The organism is Methylovorus sp. SPW-M1 (assembly GCF_053848825.1).
Window position 1 is genome coordinate 2,856,841 of the sequence record NZ_CM132626.1, and the last position, 25,520, is coordinate 2,882,360.

The window sequence follows — 25,520 nt, forward strand, 5'->3', positions numbered from 1 at the left end:
TTGAAATGTTCCGTTTCTTAAATACTTTAACCAGAAGGCAATCTCTCATGCTTAACCTCACCAAACAGCAACAGCTTATCGTCGGCTTACTGCTCGCAGCACTCATGATCATGACGCGTGGCAACCACTTTGCCAGCGTCAACCATCTGCCCAGCGCATCCTGGGCCGTCTTTTTCATGCTGGGTGTTTATCTGCGCCCAATGTGGGTGTTTCCCGTCTTCATGGGCCTCGCAGCCGGTCTGGACTTTGCCTCAGTCAGCGCCAGTGGCGGCAGCGATTTCTGCACCAGCCCGGCCTATGGCTTCCTGGTACCGGCTTACGGTACCCTGTGGCTGGGCGGTCGCTGGTTTGCCAAGCACTACAGCTTTGCCATCAAATCCCTGTTCACATTGAGCGGCGCTGTACTGGTCAGTAGCTTTATCTGCCACCTGTTCTCCAGCGGCGGCTTCTACTTCTTCTCCGGTCGCTACGCCGATCCATCACTGATGGAATTCCTGCCACGCCTGACCAAGTACTATCCATCCTCCCTGCAAACCCTGGCGTTTTACATCGCCACCGCCGCCATCATTCATATCGTGATCAAGCTGGTGCGCGCTGATGCCAAGCAAGCCGCATGAGTGAGCAAGACCAGGGGCTGAACCAGCGCCATGCCGATCGCATGGCACGCAAAAAAGCAGTGGTCGATGCCAAGATTGAGGCCGCCCGGGTAGAGCGCGGCCTGTTGCTGGTGAATACCGGCAATGGCAAAGGCAAATCCACCGCAGCGTTTGGCCTGCTGGCGCGTGCGCTGGGGCATGGTCAGCGTGCGGTGGTGGTGCAGTTTGTCAAAGGCCGCTCTGACACCGGCGAAGAGGCCTTTTACCGCAACCAGCCAAATGTTACCTGGCATGTCATGGGCGAAGGCTTTACCTGGGAAACGCAAAATCGCGATCGCGATATTGCCGCTGCCAAACAAGGCTGGGCCCAGGCGCAGCAGGCCATGCAAGATAGCAGTGTCGGCGTGGTGATTCTGGACGAGCTCAATATCGTGCTCAAATACCATTACCTGGAGCTGGCCGATGTGCTGGCGGACATTGCCGCGCGCCCTGCTATGCAGCACGTGGTCGTCACCGGCCGGGCGGCACCGCCGGAGCTGATAGAGCAGGCCGACACCGTCACCGAAATGAATATGGTGAAGCATGCCTTTAAAAATGGCGTGCAAGCCATGCCGGGGGTGGAGTGGTAGCGGCGGCCTGCCCGGCCCTGCTGGTTTCCGCCCCGGCATCCAATCAGGGTAAAACACTGGTCACCGCGGCCCTGGCCCGCGCCTGGCGCGATAGTGGCTTGCGGGTACGCGGCTTCAAATGCGGCCCAGACTTTCTTGACCCCATGATCCTGGCGACCGCCACCGGTCATCCCGTTTACAACCTCGACCTGGCCATGAATGGCGAGGCCGATATCCAGGCCAGGCTGCATCAGGCCGCGCTCGACGCCGATGTGATCATCATTGAAGGCGTGATGGGGCTTTACGATGGTGCGCCATCCAGCGCTGATATCGCCGAACGCTTTCGTATCCCTGTCGCCCTGACGGTAGATGCTGCTGGCATGGCGCAGACTTTTGGCGCACTGGCAGCCGGGCTTTATCGCTATCGCCCGGCGCTGATTCCGGCAGGTGTCATCGGCAACCGCACCGGTAGCAGCCACCATGCGGATTTATTGCGTCAGAGCCTGCCAGCCGATATTCCATGGCTGGGCGCCTTGCCAAAATCCGACAACTTTTCATTGCCAGAACGCCACCTCGGTCTGCACCGTGCCGACGAGATTGACGATCTGGAACAACGCATCAGCGCTGCAGCCCAGGCCCTGCTGGCCTCGCAGCCCGATGGCATCTTGCCGCTGCCCCCGGCTACCGACTTCGCTGCACTAGCCCACACCCCAGCCGATAGCTTCCGTCCGCTGGCGGGCAAAACCATCGCCATCGCCCGCGACGCGGCTTTCTGTTTTATTTACCCGGCCAATCTGGATTGCCTGCGCGAGTTGGGCGCCAGCCTCGAATTTTTCTCACCGCTATATGATCAGGCGCTGCCTGCCGCCGATGCCCTGTGGTTTCCCGGCGGCTACCCGGAGATCCATGCAGCGACGCTTGGCGCCAATGCCGCCATGCGCGAGGCATTGCAACTAGCCTGGCAAGCGGGCATGCCCATGCTGGCCGAGTGTGGCGGCATGATGGCACTCAGTGAGGCGATTGATAGCACACCGATGTTTGGCCTGCTGCCTGGCAGCACCAGCATGCAGCCGCGCTTTCAGGGGCTGGGCGTGCAGTTTGCCGACTTTGCCGATGGACGCCTCAACGCCCATACATTTCATTACTCCCGCATGGAAACCACCTTGCCGCCTATGCACAGCGCCATCACCCAGCGCGGAAAACCCGGCGAAGCCATCTACCGCCATGGCAGCCTCACCGCGAGCTATCTGCATTTTTACTTCCCCTCCAACCCGCAAGCGGCCGCCGCCCTCTTCACCGCATGATGGCCCGGCTGCCTGCTTATACCCTTGGCGGCCTGCTACTTGCCGCATTCACCCTTTCCAGCCCGCCTGCTTCCGCTGCCACGCTGTTCGGCATCGTCTCCGATCGCACCGCCCCGGCAGTGGCCAATGCGGCGCACGTGATACTCGCCAATAACGGCAAGGATAAAATCCTGCTGCGCACGCAATCGCAAGTACTGGCGGCGGACGACAAAACGCTGGATCGCTGGCTGAAAAATGCCGATGCCGTGATGGCCATCGCCGTATATGGCGAAGCCGCGCAACGGCTGCAAGTCCGGCTGGATCGCGCGGGCAGTGGCGATATCCGCAACTTCATCGCACTCAATGGCGAAAGCGGGCTTTCCATGCGCAGCCGCTTTGCTGGTGAGCCGGTCAGCCGCTTCAAGGATGCGGCAGCGCTGACTCTCACCCAGAACAATCTCGCCCCGGAGATTGCCAGCGCCGCGCGCAACCATCCGGCAGCCGCGCAATGGCTGGCCCTGCATGATCTGTGGCAAGCCGGTGGCAGTGAAAACCAGGCCGCCTTCATCCGCTACTGGCTGCACCCGCGTGGCACAGCGCCGTTACCCAAGCCGCAGCCTGCCATGGTTTACCGCATGCAGGGCAAGGAAATTGCGCCAACGGCCCTGCGTCTGAATGCCGCACCGGTACTGGTGGTGCTCGACCTCAATACCAGCGACCCGCAACCCGCCGATGCCATCTGCCAGGACAGCGCACGCCGCAAACTGCAATGCCTGGTGCTGATGGCGCGCTGGGGCGAAAGCTCGCGCGATGCCATCGCCCAGCTGAAAACCCTGGTAGCCCCAGCCAAGCCCGCCGGGCTGGTAGTGTTGCAGGATTTTGTGGTCGGCGCCGCCGAAGGGCGTGAGGCCGTCACCAGCCTGCTGTCGCAGCTCGATGTCCCGGTCTACAAGGCCATACGCCTCACCGACCGCACCGCCTCGGCCTGGCAGCTTTCGGAGGATGGCCTGCCGATCAACTCGGTGCAATACCGCGTGGCCATGCCGGAGATTCAGGGCAGCTCGCAACCTATCGTGGTCGCGGCCGCTGGCCCCGCCACGCTGGACAAACAAACCGGCGTGGAACTCAAGCTGCCGCAGATGCTGCCTGCCGAAATCGGCTCGCTGGTGACGCGGGCTATACGCTGGCAAGCCCTGCGCGACAAACCGAATGCCGACAAGAAAGTCGCGCTGATTTACTACAACCACCCGCCAGGTCGCCAGAATATCGGGGCCGATAATCTTGATGTGCCCGCCAGCCTGTTCGACATGCTGCACGCGCTGCAACAGGCGGGCTATACCACCGGCGAACTGCCAGCCTCGCCCGAGGCGCTGCTCGATATCATGCAGCAACGCGGCGTTAACCTGCCGGAAGACAACGGCGCCTTGGCCGAGATGCAGCAGCACGTCACCAATATGGATGCGGCAAGTTACCAGCGCTGGTTTGCCACCCTGCCCGCCGCCGTGCGTGGCGAGATGACGGAAGGCCCGCTCGGAAGATTGCACGCAGATATCGTCGCCGCGCAACAAGCCGGAGAAATCGCCATTGGCCGCACGCGCCTCGATAAAGCCATGCATGAGCTGCGCCACCTGCTGGAAGGCGCGGACCACCCCAAGCGCAATGAAGCCTTGCGCCAGCTTGCCGCCCTGCAAACCGGCTACGAGCAATGCCTGGATCAACACACCGATTGCAACAAGCTCACTCAGGATAAATCCCGCCTCGCCGCGCTGGGTATTGAAGGCCTGCGCGGCTGGGGCCAGCCACCGGGCAAGGTCATGGTGCATAACGGCAACATGCTGATTCCCGGCATCCGCTTCGGCAATATTTTCATCGGCCCGCAACCGCCACGCGGCTGGGAGGTAGACGAAGAATTGCTGCATGCCAACACCACCATTCCGCCGCCGCATCAGTACCTGGGTTTTTACCACTGGCTGCAAGCCGATTTCGGCGCTGATGCGCTGGTACACATCGGCCGCCATTCCACCTATGAATTCCTGCCCGGCAAGGCCGTGGGCCTCTCGGCTAATGACTACTCGCGCCTGATCGCGGGCGATCTTCCCGGCATTTATCCGTATATTGTCGATGGCGTGGGCGAAGGCACGCAATCCAAGCGGCGCGGGCTGGCGGTGATGATAGACCACCTGACGCCACCGCTCACCGCCACGCCGCTGTATGACCGCTTGCTGGAACTGCGGCAGGTAGTGGAAACCTACGAATCCTCCAGCTCGGACACCATGAAACTGGAAGCCGCCCGTGAAATGCGGCGGCTGGTAGAAGCCCTGCAACTGCGCTCGGAGCTGGAAGCCAGCATGGCCGATGTGCTGCAGGTGCGCGGCATCGGCTTTGAACAGACGGACGATGATTTGCTGGCACATGAAGTCGGCCATTACCTGACCAAGCTGCAGGAGAAGTTCATGCCGCACGGCCTGCATATCTTCGGCCGCCCCTGGTCGGAGGCGTCCTTGCAACTGATGCTGGACTCCATGGGCCGCGGGCAGGAGCACAAGGTAAGTGAGGCCACGCGCGATGCACTTGCCGCCTCGCCGGGGCTGGAGATGCATGCCTTTTTGCATGCCTTGGATGGCGGGTTTATTGCGCCGGGCAAGGGCAACGACCCGCTGCGCTCGCCAGAATCATTGCCCACGGGCCGCAATTTTCATGCGCTGGATGGCGATGTCTTGCCCACGCGCCTGGGCTTTCAGATGGGCGCCGCCATGGCGGACAAGGTCAAACAGCGCGACAGCATCCAGGATAGTGAAGGCGTGATTCTCTGGGCCTCCGATGCGGTGCGCGATGAAGGCGTGATCGTGAGCTTTATCTTGCGACTGATGGGCACCGAGCCAGAGTGGAATGCGCGCGGCATTGTGCAAAAAATGCAGCTCACCCCCGGCGTGGCGCGGCACGATGTCATCGTCACCACCTCGGGGCTGTTTCGTGACCTTTACCCCAACCTGATGCAGTGGATAGACACCGCAGGCCGCATGGCGCTCGCGGCCTCGGCCACGCGCATACGCCAGCAGCACCCGGAGCTCAATGATGCGCTGGACGCCGCGCTGAATCCGCTGGGCGAAGCCCGGCAAGAAGCCGATGAATCGCTGGAGACCAATGGCGTGGCGCTGCACTGGCTGCGCCGCACGCAGGCACTGGCAACGCAGGGCATGCCGCTGGCGCAAGCCGGACGTGAAGCCGCCTGGCGTATCTTTGGCGATGCCCCGGGCGCCTATGGCACCGGCATCAACCGCCTCACCGAGCGCTCCGGCAGCTGGAAAGACCGCAGCGAACTGGGCAATGCCTACCTCACCCGCATGGGCCACGCTTATGGGCTGGATGCGCAGGGCCAGCCCGCGCACGCTGTGTTTTCCACCGCGCTGGGCAGCATCGCCAACACCTACCATGGCCGCGCATCCAACCTGTATGGCCTGATGGATAACAACGACGCGTTTGATTATCTGGGCGGCCTCTCGCTGGCTACTGAGCAGGTCACCGGCCAGCGTCCGGCGGCGCGCATTCTCAATCACAGCGACCCCAATAACGTCAGCGACGATCCGCTGGAAACCGCCCTGCTGATGGAAATGCGCGGCCGTTACCTGAACCCCAACTGGATACGCCCGCTGATGGATCATGGCTATGCTGGTGCGCGCACCATGGGCACCGAGTTCATGGAAAACCTGTGGGGCTGGCAAGTCACGCGGCCCGACATCATAAAGGACTGGGCCTGGGACGAAGTGAAGCGCGTGTATGTGGACGATGGCCTCGGGCTGGGGCTGGATAAATTCCTGGAAGACAAGCACAACGCCCATGTAAAGGCGCAGATGCTGGCGATCATGCTGGTTGCCGCGCAAAAAGGTTACTGGCATGCCGATGACGCCACCGTGCGTCAGCTCGGCAGCCAGCTCACACAACTGGTCAGCAAAAATGGCCTGCCCGGCAGCGGCCATACCGCGCCCAACCACCCCATGTGGTCGTGGCTCGCCGGCCACCTCAGCAGCCAGGATAAGCAAGCCTTGCAGCAGGTATTATCCAAAGCCCGTGGGGATGGCCTGAATACCTATGGCCCCACTGCACAGGCTGAGGCCAACGCTCCGCGTCTGCCGGATGCGACACCAGAACCCGAGCCAGTGAACGCTAACAAGCCCGCAAACAAGGCGGCGCAAAAACCGGCGCCCGCTGCCAAAACACCTCCGACACCTGTGCAACCTACCATGTATGAAGTCGCGGTGAAATCCGTGCAATTACATCTGGGTTGGTGGTTGCTGGCCCTGCTGCCTGCGCTGGGTCTGGGTATCTGGCTGGGCATGCGCAAGCAACCGCAGGCTTGATCGGTGGCATGTACAACGCCGCCGATGAGCCGAAGCTGCATTGCAGGACGCGTAATACCGTGACAGCCCATCCCGGCATCACATTGTAAAAAGGACGATTTATGCTGTTTGACATGAACAATCTGCACGCGGCCATTACCAGCCTGCTCACGCCGGTGATCGCCATTCTGATCGCCTCGGTCGCCTTCGCTGTGCTGGAATCCGGCATTGCCATCGGCGAGCGGCTGTTTGGCCTGCGCCAGATGCGCAAGTCGGCCAGCGATGCCGTGATCAAAACCGCCCGCCACCGGCTGGAACGCGCCGATCTGCTGGCGCGCATTCCGCCCATGCTGGGGCTGATGGCCACCATTATCCCCCTTGGGCCTGGCCTCGCCGCTCTAGGGCAGGGCAACCCGGCGCAACTGGCGCAAGCTGTTACCACCGCATTTGATGCCACCGTGCTGGGCCTGATCGCCGGTATTGCCGGCCTCGTCATCGGCAAGCTGCGCCGCCGCTGGTATGAAGATGTGCTGGAATCGCTGGAAAGCTGAAGGCCATGTCATGAAAAAAGCTCACCCATGAAAACAAGCCATAACATGAATACGGAAGCGGCCGTCGCCCCCCGCCCGGCCAAACGCCGCCTGCACAGCCGCTTTGACCACGACGATGAAGACCCGCGCGCCAGCCTGGTCAATCTGGTCGACGTCATGCTGGTATTCGCCTGCGGTCTGCTCGCCGCGCTCAGCGCCGGTGGCCAGGCCATGATAAAACCCGCCAAGGAACTGGAGCGCGGCCGCGAGATCGCCGCGCCACCCAGTGTGTCTGGCAACCCCGGCAGCGGCTATCAATCCGTCGGCCAGGTCTATCGCGATGAAAAAACCGGCAAACTGCTGTTGATCGAGCAGGCCAGCCCATCCGCCCAAACAAAGCAGCCCGCTCAACCCTCAGACTCACCGCAAGGAACCGCAAAATGAGCGACTTTCGTTACAGCGATGAAGAGCGCGCCGCCATCTACCGCGTCATCGCCGAACGGCGCGACATGCGCCATTTTTTGCCAGACCCGGTAGACCCCGCCACCCTGCAACGCCTGCTCAACGCCGCGCACCACGCCCCCAGCGTCGGTCTCATGCAACCCTGGCGCTTCATCCGCATTACTCAGTCCGCCTTACGCCAGCAGATACACGCCCTGGTCGAGCAGGAGCGCCAGCAAACCGCCCATGCCCTGGGCGAACGCGAGGCCGAATTTTTACGCCTGAAAGTAGAAGGCATCCTGCAATGCGGCGAAGTCATCGTCGCCGCCCTGTGCGATGGCCGCGAACGCTACGTCTTCGGCCGCCGCACCCTGCCCGAGATGGACCTCGCCTCCGTCTCCTGCGCCATCCAGAACATCTGGCTCGCCGCCCGCGCCGAAGGCCTGGGCATGGGCTGGGTCTCCATCTTCGACCCCGAACAACTCGCCAGACTGCTCAACATGCCAGAAGGCGCGAAGCCGGTCGCCGTGCTATGCCTGGGCCATGTGCCCATGTTTTACGCGCAGCCCATGCTGATTGAGGAGGGATGGGCAGAGGCGAAGCCCTTGAGTGAGATGCTGATGCAAAACCAATGGGATGAAAAAGCATAATGGCGCGAACGGGAGGCCTCAGGCACTCTCCGTCTTCAACACATAAGTACGTGCGATCAGGTCATGCAAGCCCTGTTTTTTGCTGGTGAAGGCAACCATGAGAAATCCAATACCAAGCAACAGGCAGGAAAGCAATTTGGCCCAATAGCGGGCATTAGCACGGCCCATTCCGAGGCGTTTGCCGCTGGCATCCGTCACTCTTAGCCCCAACATCCGTTTGCCCGGTGTTGCCTGCCATGCTGATGCTTCAAAGACGGTGAAGTAAAGCCAGGTCACCAGAATATTCAGAAGATAGGCCATGACTTCGTATAAAAATACGTTTTCCTCCTCGGAGGCTGAACTACCGATGAATAAACCATAGAACATGCCGACCAGCAGAACAACACTTCCTAAACCGATCACAATATTGTCGATCAAAAACGCAATAGTCCGGTACCAAAATCCTCCATAACTCTGGGATTGAGGATCCTGAAACGTCGAATTCAGCTGGGTACCACACGCAGAACAAAAGCTGGCAAATTCCTGGTTTTTCTCTCCACATTTAGAACAAAACATTTACGCTCCCTGAGTAAAATTAATTGAAGGCCGGCCCTGAATACGTTTTAAAATGGTCCAGCAAAGGCATGAAACACTGGCAGCTACCGCCAATATCCCGCAGGGATTATGTTCCAGGCCATCTGCCGGCGCGGTGCGGTGAGTCACGAAAGAGGGGATTAAGTAGCCCCCGGGACCGCACTGTGTGGCATACCCTCCGGTATCTGGAGACCTTAACCACGCAGCATCCCCGACAAACTACAATCTTCACGCACAGGCTTTTTATGTACCACCGCATCGTCTGCCTCACTACCGAAACCGTTGAAACGCTTTATCTTCTGGGCGCGCAGGATCGTATTGTCGGGATTTCCGGCTTTACCACACGGCCAGCGGCGGCGCGGCGCGAGAAACCCAAGGTTTCAGCGTTTACCAGTGCCAAGCTGGACAAGATATTGGCGCTGGAGCCGGATCTGGTGATTGGCTTTTCCAACCTGCAGGCGGATATTGCGGCGGCGCTGATACGGGCGGGGGTGGAGGTACATGTGTATAACCAGCGCTCGCTGGCGCAGGTGTTGCAGATGATCTTGAGCCTGGGTGTGTTGGTGGATAAGGCCGCCGAGGCACAGGCGCTGGTGGCGCGCTTGCAGCAGGAGATGGATGCGGTGCGTGAGACGGCGGATTATCTGCCGCGCAAGCCGCGGGTGTATTTTGAGGAATGGGATGCGCCCATGATGAGCGGCATACGCTGGGTGGGCGAGCTGATTGCATTGGCGGGGGGCGAGGATGCCTTTGCCGAGCTGGCGCAGTTTCCCTCCGCCAAGGACCGGATTATTGCGGACCCGCAGCAGGTGGTGGAGCGGCAGCCGGATATCATCATCGGCTCGTGGTGCGGTAAAAAATTTCAGCCGGAACAAGTGATGGCGCGGCCGGGGTGGGATACTATCCCCGCCGTGCAGCAGGGCTGGCTGCGTGAGATAAAATCAGCGGATATTCTGCAGCCCGGCCCCAGCCTGATTCAACATGGCTTGCGGCAGTTGCAGGAGATCATTCAGCAATGGGGCGCGCGGCAGGCCCATCAAAAGCATTGGAGTTAAGCATGTCTACCCATCTGATCCTCGGCGGTGCCCGCTCTGGCAAGAGTCTGTATGCCGAAAAGCTGGCGGAGCAAAGCGGCAAGACGGTAATTTATATCGCTACCGCGCAGGTATATGACAGCGAATTTGGCGAGCGCGTCGCGCATCATCGCAAACAGCGTCCGGCCCACTGGCCAACGGTGGAAAAGCCGTTTGGCCTGGCGGCTACCTTGCGCGAACATGCGGCGGCCGACCGCTGCTTGATGGTGGATTGCCTGACCTTGTGGCTGGCGCAATGCATATGCCCGGACTGTGCGCCGCCGGAAGGCGTAGACTGGCAGCAGGAGAAACGAGAATTGCTGGAAACCCTGCCGACATTGCCCGGCGAAATCTTGCTGGTGAGCAATGAAGTGGGCATGGGCATCGTGCCGCTGGGCGAGATCAACCGCCAGTTTCAGGATGAACAAGGCAGGCTGAACCAGGCGATTGCCGCCATTGCGCCGCGGGTGACTTTTGTCGCCGCCGGGCTGCCACTTACATTAAAAGGATAATCATGGAATTTACACTCAAAGGCGAGTTCATTGAGCTTTGCAACCTGCTGAAACTGACCGGCATTGCCGACTCTGGCGGCCAGGGCAAGGCCATGGTAGCCGATGGTCTGGTAACGGTGGATGGCAAGCCGGAAAGCCGCAAGACCGCCAAGATACGCGCGGGCCAAGTAGTGGAATGCATGGAACAGACCATACAGGTGCTGGCAGCAGACCCGGCTTGATGTAATTACCCGCCGCGCAGGCTGAGCGGGTGCTACAAATAGGGCGCGAGCCGCGCCCAATCCAGATGTTGTTCCAGCGCATCGGCCAGGCGATTCAGGCCATCTTCCCGCAGTTGCATGTAGTCATATTCCAGCACGGTTTTCTGCGCTTCCAGATCGGGTAGCCCTGCCCATTGCAACAGGGCGCTGGTCGCCGAGGCCTGGTCAAACAGGCCATGCAGGTAAGTGCCTGCTATCTGGCCATCCACTGAAATGGCGCCTTCCGGCGCGTCGCCGATATACAACATGGGCTGTTGCATGGCGGGGCCTTCGCTGACGCCCATATGGATTTCATAGCCCGTCACTTCCGCCTGATTCCCAAAGCTGAAGCGCCCGGCCACCTGCGCCAGTTTTTTATGCGTATGCAGCGTGGTTTGCATGTCAAACCAGCCAAAACCGGGGTCTGAGCCGGCATCGCCTTCCAGCCCGTGCGGGTCGTGAATGTGCTGCCCCAGCATCTGGAAGCCGCCGCAAATGCCCAGCACTTTGCCGCCGTAGCGCAAATGGCGCGCCAGGGCAGTCTCCCAACCATGCGCTTTCAGCGTCTGCAGATCGCCGCGCACGTTTTTACTGCCGGGGAGAATAATCAGGTCCGCCGGCGGCACGGGTTCGCCCATGCTGATGAATTCGAAATGCACATGCGGATGCAGGCGCAGGGCATCCATATCCGTGTGGTTACTCACATGCGGCAGCACGGGCGCGATCACACGCAGGCGGATGTCCTCCTTGAGCGCGACGTCGCGCGGCACGGCGTCCTCTGCTTCGATATGCAGGTGATGCAGATACGGCAGCACGCCCAGTACCGGCTTGCCGGTCTCCTGCTCCAGCCAATCCAGGCCGGGTTGCAGCAAGGCAATATCGCCACGAAAGCGGTTGATGACAAAGCCGATGACGCGCTGGCGTTCGGATTCGCTGAGCAAGGCCAGTGTGCCGACAATGTGGGCAAATACGCCACCGCGATCAATATCCGCCACCAGCAGCACCGGACAATCCGCCGCCTCGGCAAAGCCCATGTTGGCAATATCGTTCTGACGCAGATTGATCTCAGCCGGGCTGCCTGCGCCTTCCACCACTACACGTTCATATTGCTGGCACAGGCGTTGCCATGAGGCCATCACGGCTTTCATGGCCGTGGGTTTGTAATCGTGATAGCGCGTAGCTTCCTGATTACCGACCACGCGGCCGTGAATGATTACCTGGCAGCCCGTATCGCTATTGGGTTTGAGCAGCACGGGGTTCATATCGGTATGCGGCGGCAGGCCACAGGCCTGGGCCTGCACGGCTTGCGCCCGGCCTATCTCGCCGCCATCCACCGTCACCGCCGAATTGAGCGCCATGTTTTGCGGCTTGAACGGCGCGACACGCACGCCCCTGCGATACAATACCCGGCACAATCCCGCGACCAGCGTGCTTTTGCCCGCATCGGAAGTCGTACCCTGAACCATGAATGTTTGAACGGATGCCATTGGTCCATTATTCCATGAGTTGGCTGCCAACCCCAGCCCTATTGATTATCGCCGCCTGTCTGCTGGACTGGCGTCTGGGCGAGCCCACCCGCTGGCATCCCCTGGTGGGCTTTGGCACGCTGGCAACGCGGCTTGAGCGCGCCATGAATCATCTGCAGGGTGCGTTTACCGGTCGCATCGCAGGTTTGCTGGCCTGGCTGATACTGCTGGTGCCTGCGGTGCTGGTCGCCATGCTCATCACTTGGCATCCGCTGGGCTGGGTCATCGACGTTATCCTGCTTTACCTCGCCATTGGCGCCCGTAGCCTGCACCTGCACGCCATGCGGGTTTTTGAGGCGCTGCAGGCACGCGACCTGGTACGCGCACGTGAAGCGGTTGGCATGATGGTCAGCCGCGATAGCAAAAAACTGAGCCGTGGGCAGATTGCCTCCGCTACCGTCGAATCCGCCCTTGAAAATGGCAATGACGCGATATTTGCCGCCATTTTCTGGTTTGCACTGCTGGGCGGGCCAGGGGTGGTGGCTTACCGGCTGGCCAATACCCTGGATGCCATGTGGGGCTACCGTACGCCACGCTATCGCTATTTTGGCTGGGCTGCCGCCCGCCTTGATGATGTCTTCAACCTGATTCCAGCACGGCTGACAGCGCTGGCCTATGCGCTTTGTGGCCACACCTGGTCAGGGCTCAAATGCTGGTTCACCCAGGCACGCACCTGGTACAGCCCCAACGCCGGGCCCGTGATGGCGGCTGGCGCTGGCGCACTGCAAGTCAAATTGGGTGGCCGCGCGCCCTACCATGGCGTGTGGAAAGATCGCCCACCGCTAGGACTGGGGGCAACGGCCGAGCCAGCGCATATTCCGGCTGCGCTCGCCTTGATCAAGCGCAGCATGATGCTGTGGTGCGCGGGCGTTTTAGTGATCTGGCTGATGTGGAAACTGCTGCATGCTTGAGCATGGCGGCAACCTGCAGCAAGCCTGCATAGACTACGATCGCCCGCTGGAAGCCTGGCTGGACCTCTCCACCGGTATCAGCCCACACGCCTTCCCGATTCCCCCTATCAGCCCTGCGCTCTGGCAACGATTGCCAATAGAAAACGATGCGCTTCTGGACACCGCACGCCGCTATTACCAGCAAGAGCATCTCTTGGCGGTGGCAGGCTCGCAAGCCGCCATTCAGGCACTGCCGCATTTGCGCCCACGCAGCCGTGTATGGGTACTCACTCCTGCTTATGCCGAGCATGCCCACGCCTGGCGCCAACACGGCCATACCGTCACCGAGCGCGATCACTTGCCCGAGATAAACGAGCTGCAAAATGTGGACGTGCTGGTGGTGTGCAACCCCAACAACCCGACTGGCCGCCTGTGCCCACCTGCGCAACTACATGCATGGCAACAGGCACTGGCGCCGGGCGGCTGGCTTATCGTGGATGAAGCTTTCATGGACGCAACGCCGGAGAACAGCATCAGCGCGCAAGCCGCAAAACCTGGTTTGATAGTGCTGCGCTCTCTGGGGAAGTTTTTTGGCTTGGCTGGGGCACGCGTGGGCATGGTGCTAGCCGCGCCGGACTTACTGGATCAACTACGGGAATGGTTGGGGCCGTGGACGCTCAGCGGCCCGGCGCGCCTGATCGCCACAGCTGCCATGGCCGACCATGACTGGCAACATGCGCAACGCCATCGCCTGCAGCAAGACATGGCAAAAATGTATAGCCTGCTGAATGCCGCGAGGATTTCGCCCACTGGCAGCACCGCGCTCTTCAGCTACTGGCAAGACCCGCGTGCTATCGAGCTGCATGCCCATCTGGCACGGCATGGTATCTGGACGCGGCTATTTGCCCAACCATCGGCCATCCGGCTTGGACTGCCACCCCCTGAACGCTGGGACATGCTGCAACGCGCACTGAGCGATTGGACAAGCAAGCAATCACCATGTAATAACAACAGGGTTTAGCGCAGACTTACTTCCATACCCACGCTAAGCCATGGCACGCGCTGGGATACCCATCCTGAAAGCACAAAATCTCCTGCCGGATTTCAATCAGCGCAGGTCCAGCAAGGCCTGTAAGCCCTGACCCACGCGAGCGACGACTGCCGACCAATCTCCCCGCTGGGCCTGACGGAACAATCTGGCGGTGGGGTACCAGGGGCTATCCTCACGCGTCAGCAACCAGCGGTAATCCGGCACAAAGGGCAGCAGCACCCATACCGGTTTGCCCATGGCCCCCGCTACGTGCGCCACGGAGGTATCGACAGTAATCACCACATCCATGGCATCAATCAGGGCGGCCGTATCGGCAAACTGCTGCAGCGCAGCCCGGTGGTCTTGTATGGGCAAGCTCGCCATGACAGCTTCATCCGCTGGACGCAGCTCTTTTTGCAGACAATGGAATTCCACCGGTAGCGTCATCAGTGGCACCAGGCTTTGCAGCGGGATGCTGCGCTTGGCATCGCGCATGTGAGTGGCTGAGCCGGACCAGACCAGACCCACCTTCAAGCGCTGCGGTTGGCCTGCAAGGGTGGGGAATTCAAATCGATGCGCGGTTTCTGGCACGCCCAGGTATGGAATATGGGCAGGAATGGTAGCCAGTGTGGTTTCAAACGCCAGCGGCAAGCTCATGTAGGGGCAATAAAGGTCATACGCCTCAAAGCCCGTGCCACGTTCTACCACGGTAAACTCCCGCCCCATGGTCTTGAGCAGATCGACCAAAGCTGGCGGTGCCTCAAGAATGACCTGCGCTCCGGCGTTTGCCGCCAACCTGGCATAGCGCACAAATTGCACGGTATCGCCCAGACCCTGCTCGGCAGTCAGTAGCAGGCGCTTACCTGCGATGGGGGCATCGCCCAGCCACAGCGGTTGTGAGCATACACGGCGGTAGCCGCGCGGCGGGCCTTCCGCCTCCCAGCCGTGTTCGAACAAATGCCAACCCTGTTCAAAATCGCCATGCACGAGGCAGATCAGGGCCTTGTTCCACAGCACGGTGGCGTTGTCCGGCTCCAGCTGCAGGGCCTGATCGTAATCCTGCAGGGCGGCATCGTATTGCCCCAGATCCAGATAGGCATTGCCGCGGTTGGAATAGACCTGCGGGTTATGCGGGGTCAAGGCAAGCGCAGCACCGTAGGCCTCCAGCGCTTCCTCATGCCTGTCGAGTGCCAGCAATGCATTGGCGCGATTCAATGTGGCTTCGGCAAACCCGGGGCGCGCCGCCAGGGCAGCGTCAAAACTCGCCAGTGCAAGCGCATGCTGACGCAGGTGCTTGAGGGCAACGCCACGCCCATTCAAGGCCAGCGGATTTTGCGCTTGCACTTGCAGTACATGATCAAAATGCGCGATGGCAAAATCGTGCTTACCGAGCTCAATCAAGGCGTTGCCGCAGCTGGTATAGGCTTCCAGGTAGTCTGGCTTCAGATCAATCGCTTTATTGAAAAAGCTGAGTGCATCCTGCCATTGCCGCCGCTGGTTCAGAATAATGCCCAGATTATGGTAGGCCTCGGCGTAGTCGGGGCGGTATTGCAGGGCACGCTGGTAATAAGCCTGGGCGGATTCTGCATGGCCCAGCATCATGCAGGCATTGCCTGCCAGGAAAGCACTGGCAGCATCGGTCTCACGCAGTTGCAATACGCTTTCCAGCGCAGTGAGCGCTTCTTCATAGCGTCCCAGCGCATAACATGCCTCGCCTATCATGGCCCAGATATCGGCTTGCTCCGGGTTGGCGCTCAAGAGACGCATGCAGAACTCAATGCATGGTTCATGACGCTGAGTCTGCAAATAAAGGCTGGCCAACAAGGTAAGCAAACGGCTGTCTTCCGGAAAACGGGTGAGCAGTTGCTGATACACCGCTTCGGCAGCCTGCCAGTCATGCGCGGTTTGCAGCTGCATGCCGCGGCGCAAGCCAACCTCCAGCGGCTCAACACCGGCAGGCGGCTGTTTTTGCGGGGGCGCAGCGGGCCGTTTATTTTTCATGCAGTTGACTCCCTGTTTTCAGCAAGCCGTTTTTCGGCCGCATCCTTCTTCATTTTTATGTGAACGCTTATGACGGACTGCCCAAGGCTAGCAGATCCATCCTCACCTGCTCCACCACACTCGCCCAATCTCCGGCTACCGGTTGCCGGTAAAGCCGTGCCGTGGGGTACCAGGGACTATGTGGGCTATCCAGCAGCCAGCGAAAATCCGGTATCCATGGCAAGAGCACCCACACGGGTTTGCCCAGGGCTCCTGCCAGATGCGCGACGGCGGTATCGACCGAAATCACCACGTCCAGCGTGCTGATCAAGGCAGCTGTATCGCTAAAATCCTTGAGGCGGCTGGTATAGAGATGCATCCCGGGCCATTCGGCCAAGGCAGGCAGGTCTGCCTCACGCAGGTCCAGCTGCAAGCAATGCAGCTCTATCGGCAAATCGCGCCAGGATTGCAGGCTCTGCAACAGCAGGCTACGCCGGTGGTCATTGCTATGCGTGGTAGAACCAGACCACACCAGACCTACGCGTGGTTTATTACCAGAGGCATGCGAAAAGCCCGCCTTCAGCCTTTCATCGGCATGCAAATAGGCGGGGTAAGCGGGCACACCGGCTTGCCCGGCATTGGCCCATGCCAGCGGCATGCTGAGTAAGGGGCTGTGCAGGTCAAACGCCGGCAAGGCTTGCCCGGCGGCAACAACCTGCAGCTGCGGATGCATAGACTGAATAAGCGCCTGCAAGGGCGGCTGCACTTCAAGAATCACTTGCGCACCCTGCTCCATGGCCTGCAGCGCATAGCGGCTAAACTGGATGGTATCGCCATAGCCCTGCTCTGCCCACAGCAGCAAGCGCTTGCCCGCCAATGGAGTATCGCCGAGCCAGCGCGGCTGATCAAACCTGCGCATCAAGCCACGTGCTTCGCCTTCGGTGTGAAATCCATATTCATAGAGTTTCCAGCCCGCCTCGTACTCCCCCAGCAACAAATGCAGCAGGGCTTTGTTCCAGAAGAACCGGGGCTGATCAGGCTGTCGGGCAATGGCCTCGTTAAAATCCTGCATGGCCAGGGCAAAGCGCCCCTGATCCAGATGCAGGTTGCCACGATTATTAAATGCTAGCGCCGAGGGATATTGCGCAATGATCTGGTCATAAAACGCCAGGGCCAGCTCGGCATCTCCCGCGTCTGCCAGGGTATTGGCAAGATTGAGGTACAGCGCAGGCTGATCAGGCTCAAGCTCGATGGCCGTCTGCAAGGCGGTGATAGCCTCATTAAAGCGACGCGCCTTTTGCAGGGCGAGCCCACGATAATGATGGATAGCGGCGTCTTGCGGCGCGGCAGCCAGCGCATAATCCAGATGCGCGATGGCAAATTCGTATTGTTTAAGAGAAGTTAGCGCCCGCCCACACCCCACCAGGGCGGCCAGATAATCTGCCTGTAGCATCAGCATCTGGTTGTACTGTTCCAGCGCAAGTTTGTAATTCCCCTGCGCCAGGGCCTGGTCGGCGCGTTTTGCCAGGGTCGCCAGTTCGCCCGCCCCGGCGTTTTTTTTCTGACTGGATGGGGTGGACGATGTAGACATAAGGTTAGGTTACGGGGCTCAGCGGTTAACAAAGCCGACGCGCATCAGCGGCCGGTCACGGTCAAGATCAATTATCAGTTTCGTGACACTAGCATAGTCGATGTGCAGTCTAAACACGTTACTGAGGGGTAAACCCAGCGCAAATCCGGTGAGGGCGCGTATGACCCCGGCATGCGTGAAGGCAACATGCACGCCCGCGCCTTGGTTCGCCAGCTGCTCGACGAAGGCCTGCGCACGTTGCGAGAGATCATGGAAAGATTCGCCATTGGGCGGCGCCAGTTTGACATGTTCGTCCGCCCACTCATCCAGCAGGCCACGGGGAATGTCGTCCCAGGATTGCAGTTCCCAATCGCCAAAGTTGAGTTCCTTGAGACGGGCATCCTGCTGAATTTCGTGCTTGGTCCCAGCCACAGCTTGCGCCAGCAAGAGGCAGCGCTGCAATGGACTGCTATGGAAGGAAGCGGCTTCAATATGGGCGATTTTAGGCCGTAGTGCCGTCACCTCTTCTTCAAAGGTATGCTTGACGCCGATATCCGACTGCCCGTAGCAGATCCCGGGCGCGATATCCGGCGTGGTATGCCGCACCAGATACAATTCCATCACTGGCTTAGACATGCCAACACTCCCAGATAAAACATGATTTCAGTCAACTGCTGCATGGCGCCTACGCAATCTCCGGTGTAGCCGCCAAGGCGACGCTGCAGCACGGCGCGAAACCACCACCACACCAGGGCCACTGCCAGCAGCACCAGTGGCAAATTCCATAGTGGAATACACCAGGCGGCGCCCAGCAAAGGCAGCAAGCCTGTCAGCATGGCAAAGGCAAGCGATTGCTTGCCGAGTGGCTGGGTCATGCCCCCGCCTTTGCCCTGCGGACGCACGTATTCCAATGTTTGCATCAGCCATACGCCCGCCAGGCGGCTCACGCTATGCCCGGCCAATACGGCCCATAACATCACCCCGGAAGACATGGCGGACAAGGTACTGAATTTCAGTAACAGCATCACGCCCAAAGCCAGTACGCCATAACTTCCCACTCGCGAATCATGCATGATGGTGAGCACACGCTCTCGATCCATGCCTCCACCCAGGCCGTCCACTGTATCGGCCAAGCCATCTTCATGCAGGGCTCCTGTGAGCCATATACCGGCTGCCAGCATGCAAATTATGCTGACCCCATGCGGTAGCAGCTGATGCACAACGATATACACAGCGGCCATGCCAGCACCGATGATCCAGCCCACTAAAGGGAAAAACGCGGAAATCCCGGCCATGTCAGCAGGCTTGAAATCCGGCTTGGATGGCACGGGAATGCGGCTGAAAAACCCGAGTGCCAGCAAAAATGGATGGATGAACTTCACGGCGATTTAAGCGCTCTTGCCATCCACACCGGCGGATTCGAACGAGGCCATTTCATTCATGAAATTGGCCGCGGCCTGCAACAGTGGATATGCCAGCGCGGCGCCGGTGCCTTCACCCAGCCGCAAACCGATGTCGAGCAAAGGTTCCGCCTGCAGGGCCTGTAGCAGACGCCGATGCCCTTGCTCGCCAGAGCAATGGGTAAACACCGCGTAATCCAGCACAGCCGGGGCGATGCGACTTGCCACCAGCATGGCGGCGGTACAGATAAAGCCATCGACCAGTATCACGGCCTGCTTTTCTGCCGCGCCCAGCATGGCGCCTGCCATCATGGCGATCTCCAACCCACCCACATGCTGCAAGGCGGATAAAGGACTGTGTAGGTGCGAAGCGTGATGTTGCAGCACCTGTTCCACCACATCCACTTTGCGCTGCAGGCCGGCATCGTCCAGCCCTGTGCCCCTGCCAACACATGCCTGGGCAGGCAGCTGGCACAGCGCCGCCATCAGGGCCGCTGCTGCCGTAGTATTGCCTATGCCCATTTCGCCAAACGCCAGCACGTTGCTGCCTTTCGCAATCTCGGCATGCGCCAGTTGTCTGCCAATATTGATGGCTTTTTCACATTCGGCTTCCGACATCGCAGGTGCTTGCAGCATGTTCTGCGTACCCATCGCCACCTTGTGCGAGAGCAGCATGGGGTGCGGCGCAAAATCATGATTCACACCGGCATCCACCACACGGATATCCATGCCCACCTGGCGGGCAAACACATTGATTGCGGCCCCACCCTGCAGAAAATTCAGCACCATCTGCATGGTCACCGCCTGCGGATAAGGACTGACGCCCGCGGCGACAATGCCATGATCCGCGGCAAATACCATCATCACCGGCTGGCGCAACACCGGATCCAGGCGCTGCTGTATCAACCCCAGCTGCAGGGCGAGCCCTTCCAGACGGCCCAGGGCACCCAGTGGTTTGGTTTTCTGGTCAATTTTGTGCTGCAAGGCCGCAGAAAGGCCGCGGTCCAGCGTTTGAATATCAGGAATTTGCATGAGGACGGCTAACAATGAGTTGGCACCATTTTAATGGCAGGGCGGCAAAATATCTTAAATTCTTTGCGTGAGCGCAGATTGGCAATGACACAGCTGAAATAAGTTTGCTATAATGCGCGTCTTGTTTGCGAGCCAAGTGCTCAAAAACGCCGGCCGGGTAGCTCAGTTGGTAGAGCAGCGGATTGAAAATCCGCGTGTCGGCAGTTCGATTCTGCCCCCGGCCACCAATATCAAACGCCCAGCTTTTAGTTGGGCGTTTTCATTTCTGCTCCCACCCGCTTTTATTTTTTTAGGTATTTTTTGAGAGGCTACCGCCTCGTTCACAGGCGAGTGCCTGATAGCTCGCATCAGGGGTTAAGCATCGTCATGCCGTTTGAGGTTTCGCTGCTGCATTCCGCTCGCCATGCTTTTCCTGATACATGGCTTTGTCGGCGTGCTTGAGCAAGGCATGCCTGTCCTGCCCGTGATCAGGATAAAGAGCGATGCCAATGCTGGGGCGAATGGCGAGGCGATGCCCATCAATCTCAAATGGCTGGGCCAGCACTCCGCGTAGTTTTTCCACCACCATCGCCGCCTGATCCGGCGAAGAAATATCCTGCAGCAACACCACAAACTCATCCCCGCCCAGGCGCGCCACCATGTCAGTTTCGCGCATGCTGAGCTTGAGACGAGCCGCCACTTCCTGCAGCAGCGTATCGCCAGCGTCATGTCCCAGGCTGTCATTGACCTGCTTGAACTTGTCCAGATCCAGGTACAACAGGGCCAAATGGCGTTGCTCGCGCTCGGCAGAGCTCAGTGCTGCCTCCAGTTTATGGGTGAGAAACTCGCGATTGGGCAAGGTAGTGAGGGCGTCATACTGGGCCAATTGCTGCAACCTGGCCTGCATCTTCTGGCGCTCAATGGCGGTAGCAATCTGCGTGGATACAAATTGCAGCAGCTCCTGATCTTTCAGCTGATAGCTGATGCCACCCAGGTAGCGCTTTATCGTGAGCACCCCTATCATGCCTTTCTGCGATTTGAGGGGGACACCGAGCCAACTCAGCACATGCGGCTCAAGCGCGTTTTTCACCAGAGAGCTACCCGCAGCAATGTCTTCTGCCGTCAGCAGCAAAGGCTGGCCACTCCGTATAATCTCGGCGCACAAGGTACCGGCGGCAGGTTTGGAGGGCTGCTCGGTCCATTCCAGCTTATCCACCAGATACGGGAACGTTAACTGATCCTTGTCCTGGTCGTAGAGCGTCACCGAAAAGCAGTCCGCAGGGAGCAAGCTGCCGACAATATGGTGAATGCGCTGAAACAGCGAGATGAGGTCTTCCGCCGCATACGCCGCCTCTGAAATGGCATAGAGCGCGGCCTGCAACGCCTCGGCGCGCTTGCGCTCGGTAATGTCGCGTGCGACGCCGATGCGCAGCTGGTCTTCAGGCGACCAGCGCGCCGTCCACATGATGTCGACAATCTGCCCATCCTTGCGGATATAGCGATTTTCAAAATACAACAAGGGATTGCCGGACATGACTTCACGCGCAGTCTCTGTGGTACGGTCAAGGTCTTCCGGGACCACCATGGCAAAGATATTCCTGCCCACCATTTCCTGCGGGGTGTAACCAAACACACGTTCGCAGGCCGCGCTTGCCACGACGATCTTGCCATCGACATCCACCGCCAGGACGGCATCCATCAGGAGGTCCATAAAGCTGGCCAGGAGATCGTGGGATTTTATTTCCATAGAGACTTCATCATGCACTAAAAGCAGACTTAAGAAAGACTAATAAAGCGTTGTGGCACAACGCCAGAAGACGGATGCACAGATAGCGACCAAAAAAACATGATGTGTCACTCCACATGCTCACCGGGGAATGGCGAGGGCTGATCTAACTTTGCTGATTTTGCCTTCGCTTATTTACTATGATCAGACCCCGGAATACTGATCTCGTTACGCATAAAACAGAAAAATATCCCAAGCACTCAGCGAACACCACAGGTGATGGCGAGATTTCATATTGCACAAGGTAAAAGTTCTGCAACTTTGGCCCGAGCACTCTTTAACTATAACGGCTGCACCCAGCAAAAAGCCCAGTCAGGACTGGGCTTTTTGCTGGGGCAACTTGCCTGCTTGAGACGTTTACCCTACCGCGCGCAGTATCGAATTTCTGGCACCATGGCCTTGCACCAGTGGCAGGACTTCTTCGCCAACGCGGTAAGCCTCTTCCAGATGTGGCGTGCTGGCGAGGATAAAGGCATCCGCCCCCAGTTTGACCAGATCATCAAGACGCTCTGCCACCTGCTCGTAGCTCCCCACGATGCCGTTGGTCTGACCACCCCGCAGCAGGCTGAAGCCGGACCAGATATTGGGATGCAGGATGAAATCACGGTAATTATCCAGCGTCTTCGGCGTGTTGTTGCGTTGGCGGTTGGCGCCAACCGAATCGCCGGTCTGCTGGGCAAAACGGGCATAGCGCTCCTTATCAGCCTCGCTCAGGTTTTCAAAGCCGCGCCGCACTTCGCGCCAGGCTTCTTCTTCCGTCGCCCGAGCCACAATATCCACCCGCACGGCGCATTTCACCTTGCGCCCCAGCTTGTCGGTTTTTTCTTTTACCTTGTCGAATTTCTCCTTGAGCTGGTCAAAAGGCTCCAGCCAGGAAAGATAAAAGTCAGCGTGCTGGGAAGCCGAGACCAAGGCCGCATCCGATGAACCGGAGAAGTAAATCTCAGGAAAATCCTGCCCGAGCAGCTGTTCCGGCAATGCCGCATTTTCCAGCTGATAGAACTTGCCGTGATGAGAGTAACTGCCGCCCTTCCACAAGCCACGCAGCACATCCAGAAACTCGGTCGTGCGCGCATAGCGGTCATCATGCGGCGCCACATCGCCCCACCAAAGCTGGGCGGGACCACCGCCGCCAGTGATGATATTGAACAATGCTCGCCCATTGCTGGCGCGCTGCAGACTGGCCGTCATGCGCGCCGCCGTCACCGGGTTGAGGAAGCCCGGCTGAAACGCGATCATGAAGCGGAAGGTGCTGGTTTCGCGTGCCAGGAAAGACGAAATCGCCCACGGCTCATCGGTCATGGGAAAGGATGGGATCAAGCCACCATGGAAGCCGGAAATTTCGGCAGCGCGCGCCACCTCGGCAATATAGTCCAGGCTGTTGAAGCCATCGCTACCGCCGCCGGCAAGGCCGCGATGCACAATGTGATCCCCCTCCTGCTGCGACCAGTCACCGCGATGGTGAAGTTTGTTGCGCAGGGAGCTGGGCTCGCCATGCGTAGGAATACGCCAGAAAATATCAATCGCCATTATCGTCTCCTTAGGCGGCCTGTTGTTGAGTTAAACCAAGGCGTGCACGCAGGGCGGGCAGCACCTGTTCGCCTATGCGGTAAGCTTCTTCCAGCGCGGGCACAGCGCCCAGCTGGAACACGTTAATACCAGCAGCGGCATAGTCCGCCAAGGTAGCAATGACCTGATCGGCATCGCCCACCAGCGTGGCGCGTGCCGCACCGGCGCCTGGCGTTTGCAAAGCCCACAGACCGGCTTGGTCTGGCAGGGCCGTTTGCCCTTGCTGCCGCGCCTGACGGGCAGCATCGTGCACGGCTTCTGCAGCGGTTTCACGCACCAGCAAATCAATGCGTAACGCTGCCTGCACCGGACGACCGGCTTTGGCGGAGAGTTCTTGCAAGCGCTCCAGATGTGGTTTCAACTCCGCCAGTGGCAGCGCTTCAAATACATGCACATCCGCCAGTTTGGCCGATACCGCAAGATCCGCCTCGGTCTGCCCGGTCAGGAATACCTGTGGTACCGCCTGGCCGGAAAGAGGCCCTTTAAAGCCACCTTCCAGCACTTCAAAGAAACGCCCCTTGAAGCTGTAGCCGGTCTCGGTGATCACATGCCGCGCCACCGTCACGAACTCTTCCGTACGTTGTGGAATATCCGCATCATCAATAAAGTCGCCATTGGCACGCCGCTCGGCCGCATCCGCGGGCGTCGCAATCTGCCAGGCAAACCGGCTGTTGCTAAAGCGCTGGTAACTCACGGCATTCTTGGCGGCATACACGGCAGACCCGCGGGCCGAATCAAAAGCCGCCAATACCTTCACGCGGCGTGTATTGCGCGTCAGATAACCAGCCACGATCCAGGATTCTTCGCCTTGCGGATCGTTGGGCACCAACAGGCCATCAAAGCCGGCCAGCTCCGCCGCCTTGCCAATCTGATGCAGATGATCGTAATAATTGAATTGGCGGCCGCGCGGATCCGTCACGCCTGCCGTGAAATAAGGTTGGTCATCGCTACGCTCGCCGCGCAGCTTGACAGCAGCATCCGCCAAACGCCCATCTCCGCGCGTAGGCACCTGCCAGTAAAACTGGATAGTCATGTCGGTTTCCTTGTTGAAAGTTGACACTGTGGTCGACAACTGGATATTGCAGGATGCGTGCCCACCCTCACCCGCCAATAAAAACACATAAAAACCATTAACTTAGTACTGTTTTAAATTCAGCAGTGTGTGGGCAGCTGGTGCTGTGGCAACACGCCAGCTGCTGCTACAGCAACGGACTGTTGCCTGACCAACTGTCGCGTTGGCCAGGCTTCGTCACGCTAGGTAGTGGGAAAGCTGAAGCGATCTTTGGCCACGATCTCCGTCAGTGGACGACGGGGCGTGGGTTGCTCCCGGCTGCGCAAATCGTCTGGCAACCCCTCGGCGGGTCCCCTTTTTCCTACCGCGACCAGCGTTTCCAGACGATAGCCCTCCGGCACCCCCAGCAATACCTGCAGGGCAGCCCTATCGTAGCCGCCGATAGGATGAGTGCTCCAGCCGCTGGCCTCAGCCTGCAGAGCCAGATAAGCCCAGGCGGCACCCGCATCCAGTGAATGGCTATACAGAGGAGCAGGTTCACTGGCGCCAGGGCGTATATGTGTCGTCTTGGAAAGCAGGACCAGAAATGCCGAAGCCTGCGGCGCCCAGCGCCGGTTGTTCTCATTCAGGGTGTTCAGCAGCCCCTGCCAATCTGGCGAATCCGGCAGCAGATAGATAAAACGCCATGGCTGGGCATTATTGGCCGAGGGTGCCCAGCGCGCCGCCTCAAGCAGGGCCAACAAGGCCTCTTCGGAGATAGCCTCGCCGGTGAATGCGCGCGGCGACCAGCGCTGTAGAAAAACCGGCTCAATCGGATAAGTCGAACTACGGGAAATACTCATGTGCTTGCTTTCATGCTTATCAAGTGGATGGCGGGCCGGAGCGCGTACCCCCGGCCCCGTGC

At 59.5% G+C, this 25,520-nt stretch carries 23 protein-coding genes and 1 tRNA gene; 13 read left to right on the plus strand and 11 right to left on the minus strand.

The features are described 5' to 3' along the window. Positions 1 to 47: 47 nt before the first annotated feature. The 7 genes from ACWWD9_RS13600 (at position 48) to bluB (ending at position 8,445) form a co-directional block, all read left to right on the plus strand. Positions 48 to 617, plus strand: coding sequence for a hypothetical protein (locus tag ACWWD9_RS13600; protein WP_013440979.1), 570 nt, complete (start codon positions 48 to 50; stop codon positions 615 to 617). Next, entirely contained in the window at positions 614 to 1,225 is a 612-nt protein-coding gene (gene cobO, locus ACWWD9_RS13605; protein ID WP_013440978.1) for a cob(I)yrinic acid a,c-diamide adenosyltransferase, read from the plus strand. Before ACWWD9_RS13600 ends, cobO begins: the two co-directional genes overlap by 4 nt. After that, entirely contained in the window at positions 1,219 to 2,508 is a 1,290-nt protein-coding gene (locus ACWWD9_RS13610; RefSeq protein ID WP_455867291.1) for a cobyrinate a,c-diamide synthase, read from the plus strand. The genes cobO and ACWWD9_RS13610 overlap by 7 nt, the downstream gene beginning before the upstream one ends. Beyond that, a complete protein-coding gene (locus tag ACWWD9_RS13615; RefSeq protein WP_455867292.1) occupies positions 2,505 to 6,845 on the plus strand; it encodes a cobaltochelatase subunit CobN in 4,341 nt (1,446 codons plus the stop codon). The genes ACWWD9_RS13610 and ACWWD9_RS13615 overlap by 4 nt, the downstream gene beginning before the upstream one ends. A gap of 101 nt (positions 6,846 to 6,946) precedes the next feature. Continuing rightward, positions 6,947 to 7,375 carry a MotA/TolQ/ExbB proton channel family protein gene (locus ACWWD9_RS13620; protein WP_455867293.1) on the plus strand — a complete coding sequence of 143 codons (429 nt, stop codon included), beginning with the start codon at positions 6,947 to 6,949 and terminating at the stop codon, positions 7,373 to 7,375. 27 nt (positions 7,376 to 7,402) lie between these two features. Beyond that, positions 7,403 to 7,798: a DUF2149 domain-containing protein gene (locus ACWWD9_RS13625; RefSeq protein ID WP_455867294.1), complete on the plus strand. Its 396-nt coding sequence runs from the start codon at positions 7,403 to 7,405 to the stop codon at positions 7,796 to 7,798. Next, positions 7,795 to 8,445: a 5,6-dimethylbenzimidazole synthase gene (gene bluB, locus ACWWD9_RS13630; protein WP_455867295.1), complete on the plus strand. Its 651-nt coding sequence runs from the start codon at positions 7,795 to 7,797 to the stop codon at positions 8,443 to 8,445. Before ACWWD9_RS13625 ends, bluB begins: the two co-directional genes overlap by 4 nt. An 18-nt stretch (positions 8,446 to 8,463) precedes the next feature. Here the strand turns inward: bluB and ACWWD9_RS13635 are convergent, their stop codons facing one another. Further along, complete coding sequence (locus ACWWD9_RS13635) at positions 8,464 to 9,000, minus strand: RDD family protein (protein WP_159356265.1); 537 nt, start codon at positions 8,998 to 9,000, stop codon at positions 8,464 to 8,466. A 263-nt stretch (positions 9,001 to 9,263) separates the two neighbouring features. Here ACWWD9_RS13635 and ACWWD9_RS13640 point away from each other — a divergent pair, with 263 nt between their 5' ends. The 3 genes from ACWWD9_RS13640 to ACWWD9_RS13650 are packed head-to-tail and all read left to right on the plus strand — an operon-like array spanning position 9,264 to position 10,824. Further along, positions 9,264 to 10,073: a cobalamin-binding protein gene (locus ACWWD9_RS13640; RefSeq protein ID WP_159356264.1), complete on the plus strand. Its 810-nt coding sequence runs from the start codon at positions 9,264 to 9,266 to the stop codon at positions 10,071 to 10,073. 2 nt (positions 10,074 to 10,075) lie between these two features. Continuing rightward, positions 10,076 to 10,603, plus strand: coding sequence for a bifunctional adenosylcobinamide kinase/adenosylcobinamide-phosphate guanylyltransferase (gene cobU / locus ACWWD9_RS13645; protein WP_159356263.1), 528 nt, complete (start codon positions 10,076 to 10,078; stop codon positions 10,601 to 10,603). Between the two features lie 2 nt (positions 10,604 to 10,605). Then, the gene (locus ACWWD9_RS13650) at positions 10,606 to 10,824 is read left to right on the plus strand and encodes an RNA-binding S4 domain-containing protein (RefSeq protein WP_013440967.1); all 219 of its coding nucleotides are present in this window, start codon (positions 10,606 to 10,608) and stop codon (positions 10,822 to 10,824) included. A gap of 32 nt (positions 10,825 to 10,856) precedes the next feature. Here ACWWD9_RS13650 and ACWWD9_RS13655 read toward each other — a convergent pair whose 3' ends face one another. Further along, positions 10,857 to 12,329 carry a cobyric acid synthase gene (locus ACWWD9_RS13655; protein WP_455867296.1) on the minus strand — a complete coding sequence of 491 codons (1,473 nt, stop codon included), beginning with the start codon at positions 12,327 to 12,329 and terminating at the stop codon, positions 10,857 to 10,859. Between the two features lie 14 nt (positions 12,330 to 12,343). Between ACWWD9_RS13655 and cbiB the strand changes: the two genes are divergently transcribed. Both cbiB and cobD read left to right on the plus strand, forming a co-directional pair. After that, positions 12,344 to 13,279: an adenosylcobinamide-phosphate synthase CbiB gene (cbiB, locus tag ACWWD9_RS13660; RefSeq protein ID WP_455867297.1), complete on the plus strand. Its 936-nt coding sequence runs from the start codon at positions 12,344 to 12,346 to the stop codon at positions 13,277 to 13,279. Then, positions 13,272 to 14,279, plus strand: a complete 1,008-nt coding sequence (cobD, locus tag ACWWD9_RS13665; RefSeq protein ID WP_455867298.1) for a threonine-phosphate decarboxylase CobD — start codon at positions 13,272 to 13,274, stop codon at positions 14,277 to 14,279. The genes cbiB and cobD overlap by 8 nt, the downstream gene beginning before the upstream one ends. An 87-nt stretch (positions 14,280 to 14,366) precedes the next feature. Here the strand turns inward: cobD and ACWWD9_RS13670 are convergent, their stop codons facing one another. The 5 genes from ACWWD9_RS13670 to cobT form a co-directional block, all read right to left on the minus strand. Further along, positions 14,367 to 16,289 (minus strand): tetratricopeptide repeat protein, encoded by a 1,923-nt coding sequence (locus ACWWD9_RS13670; protein ID WP_455867299.1) that lies wholly within the window; start codon positions 16,287 to 16,289, stop codon positions 14,367 to 14,369. 67 nt (positions 16,290 to 16,356) lie between these two features. Then, on the minus strand, positions 16,357 to 17,859 hold the full coding sequence (locus ACWWD9_RS13675) for a tetratricopeptide repeat protein (RefSeq protein WP_455867300.1): 1,503 nt from the start codon (positions 17,857 to 17,859) through the stop codon (positions 16,357 to 16,359). 18 nt (positions 17,860 to 17,877) lie between these two features. Further along, a complete protein-coding gene (cobC, locus tag ACWWD9_RS13680; protein WP_455867301.1) occupies positions 17,878 to 18,474 on the minus strand; it encodes an alpha-ribazole phosphatase in 597 nt (198 codons plus the stop codon). Continuing rightward, complete coding sequence (gene cobS / locus ACWWD9_RS13685) at positions 18,459 to 19,220, minus strand: adenosylcobinamide-GDP ribazoletransferase (protein ID WP_455867302.1); 762 nt, start codon at positions 19,218 to 19,220, stop codon at positions 18,459 to 18,461. Before cobS ends, cobC begins: the two co-directional genes overlap by 16 nt. A 6-nt stretch (positions 19,221 to 19,226) precedes the next feature. Then, a complete protein-coding gene (gene cobT / locus ACWWD9_RS13690) occupies positions 19,227 to 20,270 on the minus strand; it encodes a nicotinate-nucleotide--dimethylbenzimidazole phosphoribosyltransferase (protein ID WP_455867303.1) in 1,044 nt (347 codons plus the stop codon). Positions 20,271 to 20,421: 151 nt separating this feature from the next. Here cobT and ACWWD9_RS13695 point away from each other — a divergent pair. Next, a tRNA-Phe gene (locus ACWWD9_RS13695) sits at positions 20,422 to 20,497 on the plus strand. Between the two features lie 137 nt (positions 20,498 to 20,634). Here the strand turns inward: ACWWD9_RS13695 and ACWWD9_RS13700 are convergent. The 4 genes from ACWWD9_RS13700 to ACWWD9_RS13715 all read right to left on the minus strand — a co-directional run bounded on the left by ACWWD9_RS13700 (position 20,635) and on the right by ACWWD9_RS13715 (position 25,458). Further along, entirely contained in the window at positions 20,635 to 21,996 is a 1,362-nt protein-coding gene (locus tag ACWWD9_RS13700; protein WP_455867304.1) for a diguanylate cyclase domain-containing protein, read from the minus strand. A 396-nt stretch (positions 21,997 to 22,392) separates the two neighbouring features. After that, positions 22,393 to 23,565: an LLM class flavin-dependent oxidoreductase gene (locus tag ACWWD9_RS13705; RefSeq protein ID WP_013440957.1), complete on the minus strand. Its 1,173-nt coding sequence runs from the start codon at positions 23,563 to 23,565 to the stop codon at positions 22,393 to 22,395. A 10-nt stretch (positions 23,566 to 23,575) separates the two neighbouring features. Then, positions 23,576 to 24,637, minus strand: a complete 1,062-nt coding sequence (locus ACWWD9_RS13710; protein WP_455867305.1) for an LLM class flavin-dependent oxidoreductase — start codon at positions 24,635 to 24,637, stop codon at positions 23,576 to 23,578. A 221-nt stretch (positions 24,638 to 24,858) separates the two neighbouring features. Further along, complete coding sequence (locus ACWWD9_RS13715) at positions 24,859 to 25,458, minus strand: nitroreductase family protein (protein WP_455867306.1); 600 nt, start codon at positions 25,456 to 25,458, stop codon at positions 24,859 to 24,861. Positions 25,459 to 25,520 lie beyond the last annotated feature (62 nt).

Bases quoted from the DNA above. Each gene is read 5' to 3' on its own strand.
- ACWWD9_RS13600 (WP_013440979.1), top strand. From the start codon at position 48: ATGCTTAACCTCACCAAACAGCAACAGCTTATCGTCGGCTTACTGCTC.
- cobO (WP_013440978.1), top strand. From the start codon at position 614: ATGAGTGAGCAAGACCAGGGGCTGAACCAGCGCCATGCCGATCGCATG.
- ACWWD9_RS13615 (WP_455867292.1), top strand. From the start codon at position 2,505: ATGATGGCCCGGCTGCCTGCTTATACCCTTGGCGGCCTGCTACTTGCC.
- ACWWD9_RS13620 (WP_455867293.1), top strand. From the start codon at position 6,947: ATGCTGTTTGACATGAACAATCTGCACGCGGCCATTACCAGCCTGCTC.
- ACWWD9_RS13625 (WP_455867294.1), top strand. From the start codon at position 7,403: ATGAAAACAAGCCATAACATGAATACGGAAGCGGCCGTCGCCCCCCGC.
- bluB (WP_455867295.1), top strand. From the start codon at position 7,795: ATGAGCGACTTTCGTTACAGCGATGAAGAGCGCGCCGCCATCTACCGC.
- ACWWD9_RS13635 (WP_159356265.1), bottom strand. From the start codon at position 9,000: ATGTTTTGTTCTAAATGTGGAGAGAAAAACCAGGAATTTGCCAGCTTT.
- ACWWD9_RS13640 (WP_159356264.1), top strand. From the start codon at position 9,264: ATGTACCACCGCATCGTCTGCCTCACTACCGAAACCGTTGAAACGCTT.
- cobU (WP_159356263.1), top strand. From the start codon at position 10,076: ATGTCTACCCATCTGATCCTCGGCGGTGCCCGCTCTGGCAAGAGTCTG.
- ACWWD9_RS13650 (WP_013440967.1), top strand. From the start codon at position 10,606: ATGGAATTTACACTCAAAGGCGAGTTCATTGAGCTTTGCAACCTGCTG.
- ACWWD9_RS13655 (WP_455867296.1), bottom strand. From the start codon at position 12,329: ATGGCATCCGTTCAAACATTCATGGTTCAGGGTACGACTTCCGATGCG.
- cbiB (WP_455867297.1), top strand. From the start codon at position 12,344: ATGAGTTGGCTGCCAACCCCAGCCCTATTGATTATCGCCGCCTGTCTG.
- cobD (WP_455867298.1), top strand. From the start codon at position 13,272: ATGCTTGAGCATGGCGGCAACCTGCAGCAAGCCTGCATAGACTACGAT.
- ACWWD9_RS13670 (WP_455867299.1), bottom strand. From the start codon at position 16,289: ATGAAAAATAAACGGCCCGCTGCGCCCCCGCAAAAACAGCCGCCTGCC.
- ACWWD9_RS13675 (WP_455867300.1), bottom strand. From the start codon at position 17,859: ATGTCTACATCGTCCACCCCATCCAGTCAGAAAAAAAACGCCGGGGCG.
- cobC (WP_455867301.1), bottom strand. From the start codon at position 18,474: ATGTCTAAGCCAGTGATGGAATTGTATCTGGTGCGGCATACCACGCCG.
- cobT (WP_455867303.1), bottom strand. From the start codon at position 20,270: ATGCAAATTCCTGATATTCAAACGCTGGACCGCGGCCTTTCTGCGGCC.
- ACWWD9_RS13700 (WP_455867304.1), bottom strand. From the start codon at position 21,996: ATGGAAATAAAATCCCACGATCTCCTGGCCAGCTTTATGGACCTCCTG.
- ACWWD9_RS13705 (WP_013440957.1), bottom strand. From the start codon at position 23,565: ATGGCGATTGATATTTTCTGGCGTATTCCTACGCATGGCGAGCCCAGC.
- ACWWD9_RS13710 (WP_455867305.1), bottom strand. From the start codon at position 24,637: ATGACTATCCAGTTTTACTGGCAGGTGCCTACGCGCGGAGATGGGCGT.
- ACWWD9_RS13715 (WP_455867306.1), bottom strand. From the start codon at position 25,458: ATGAGTATTTCCCGTAGTTCGACTTATCCGATTGAGCCGGTTTTTCTA.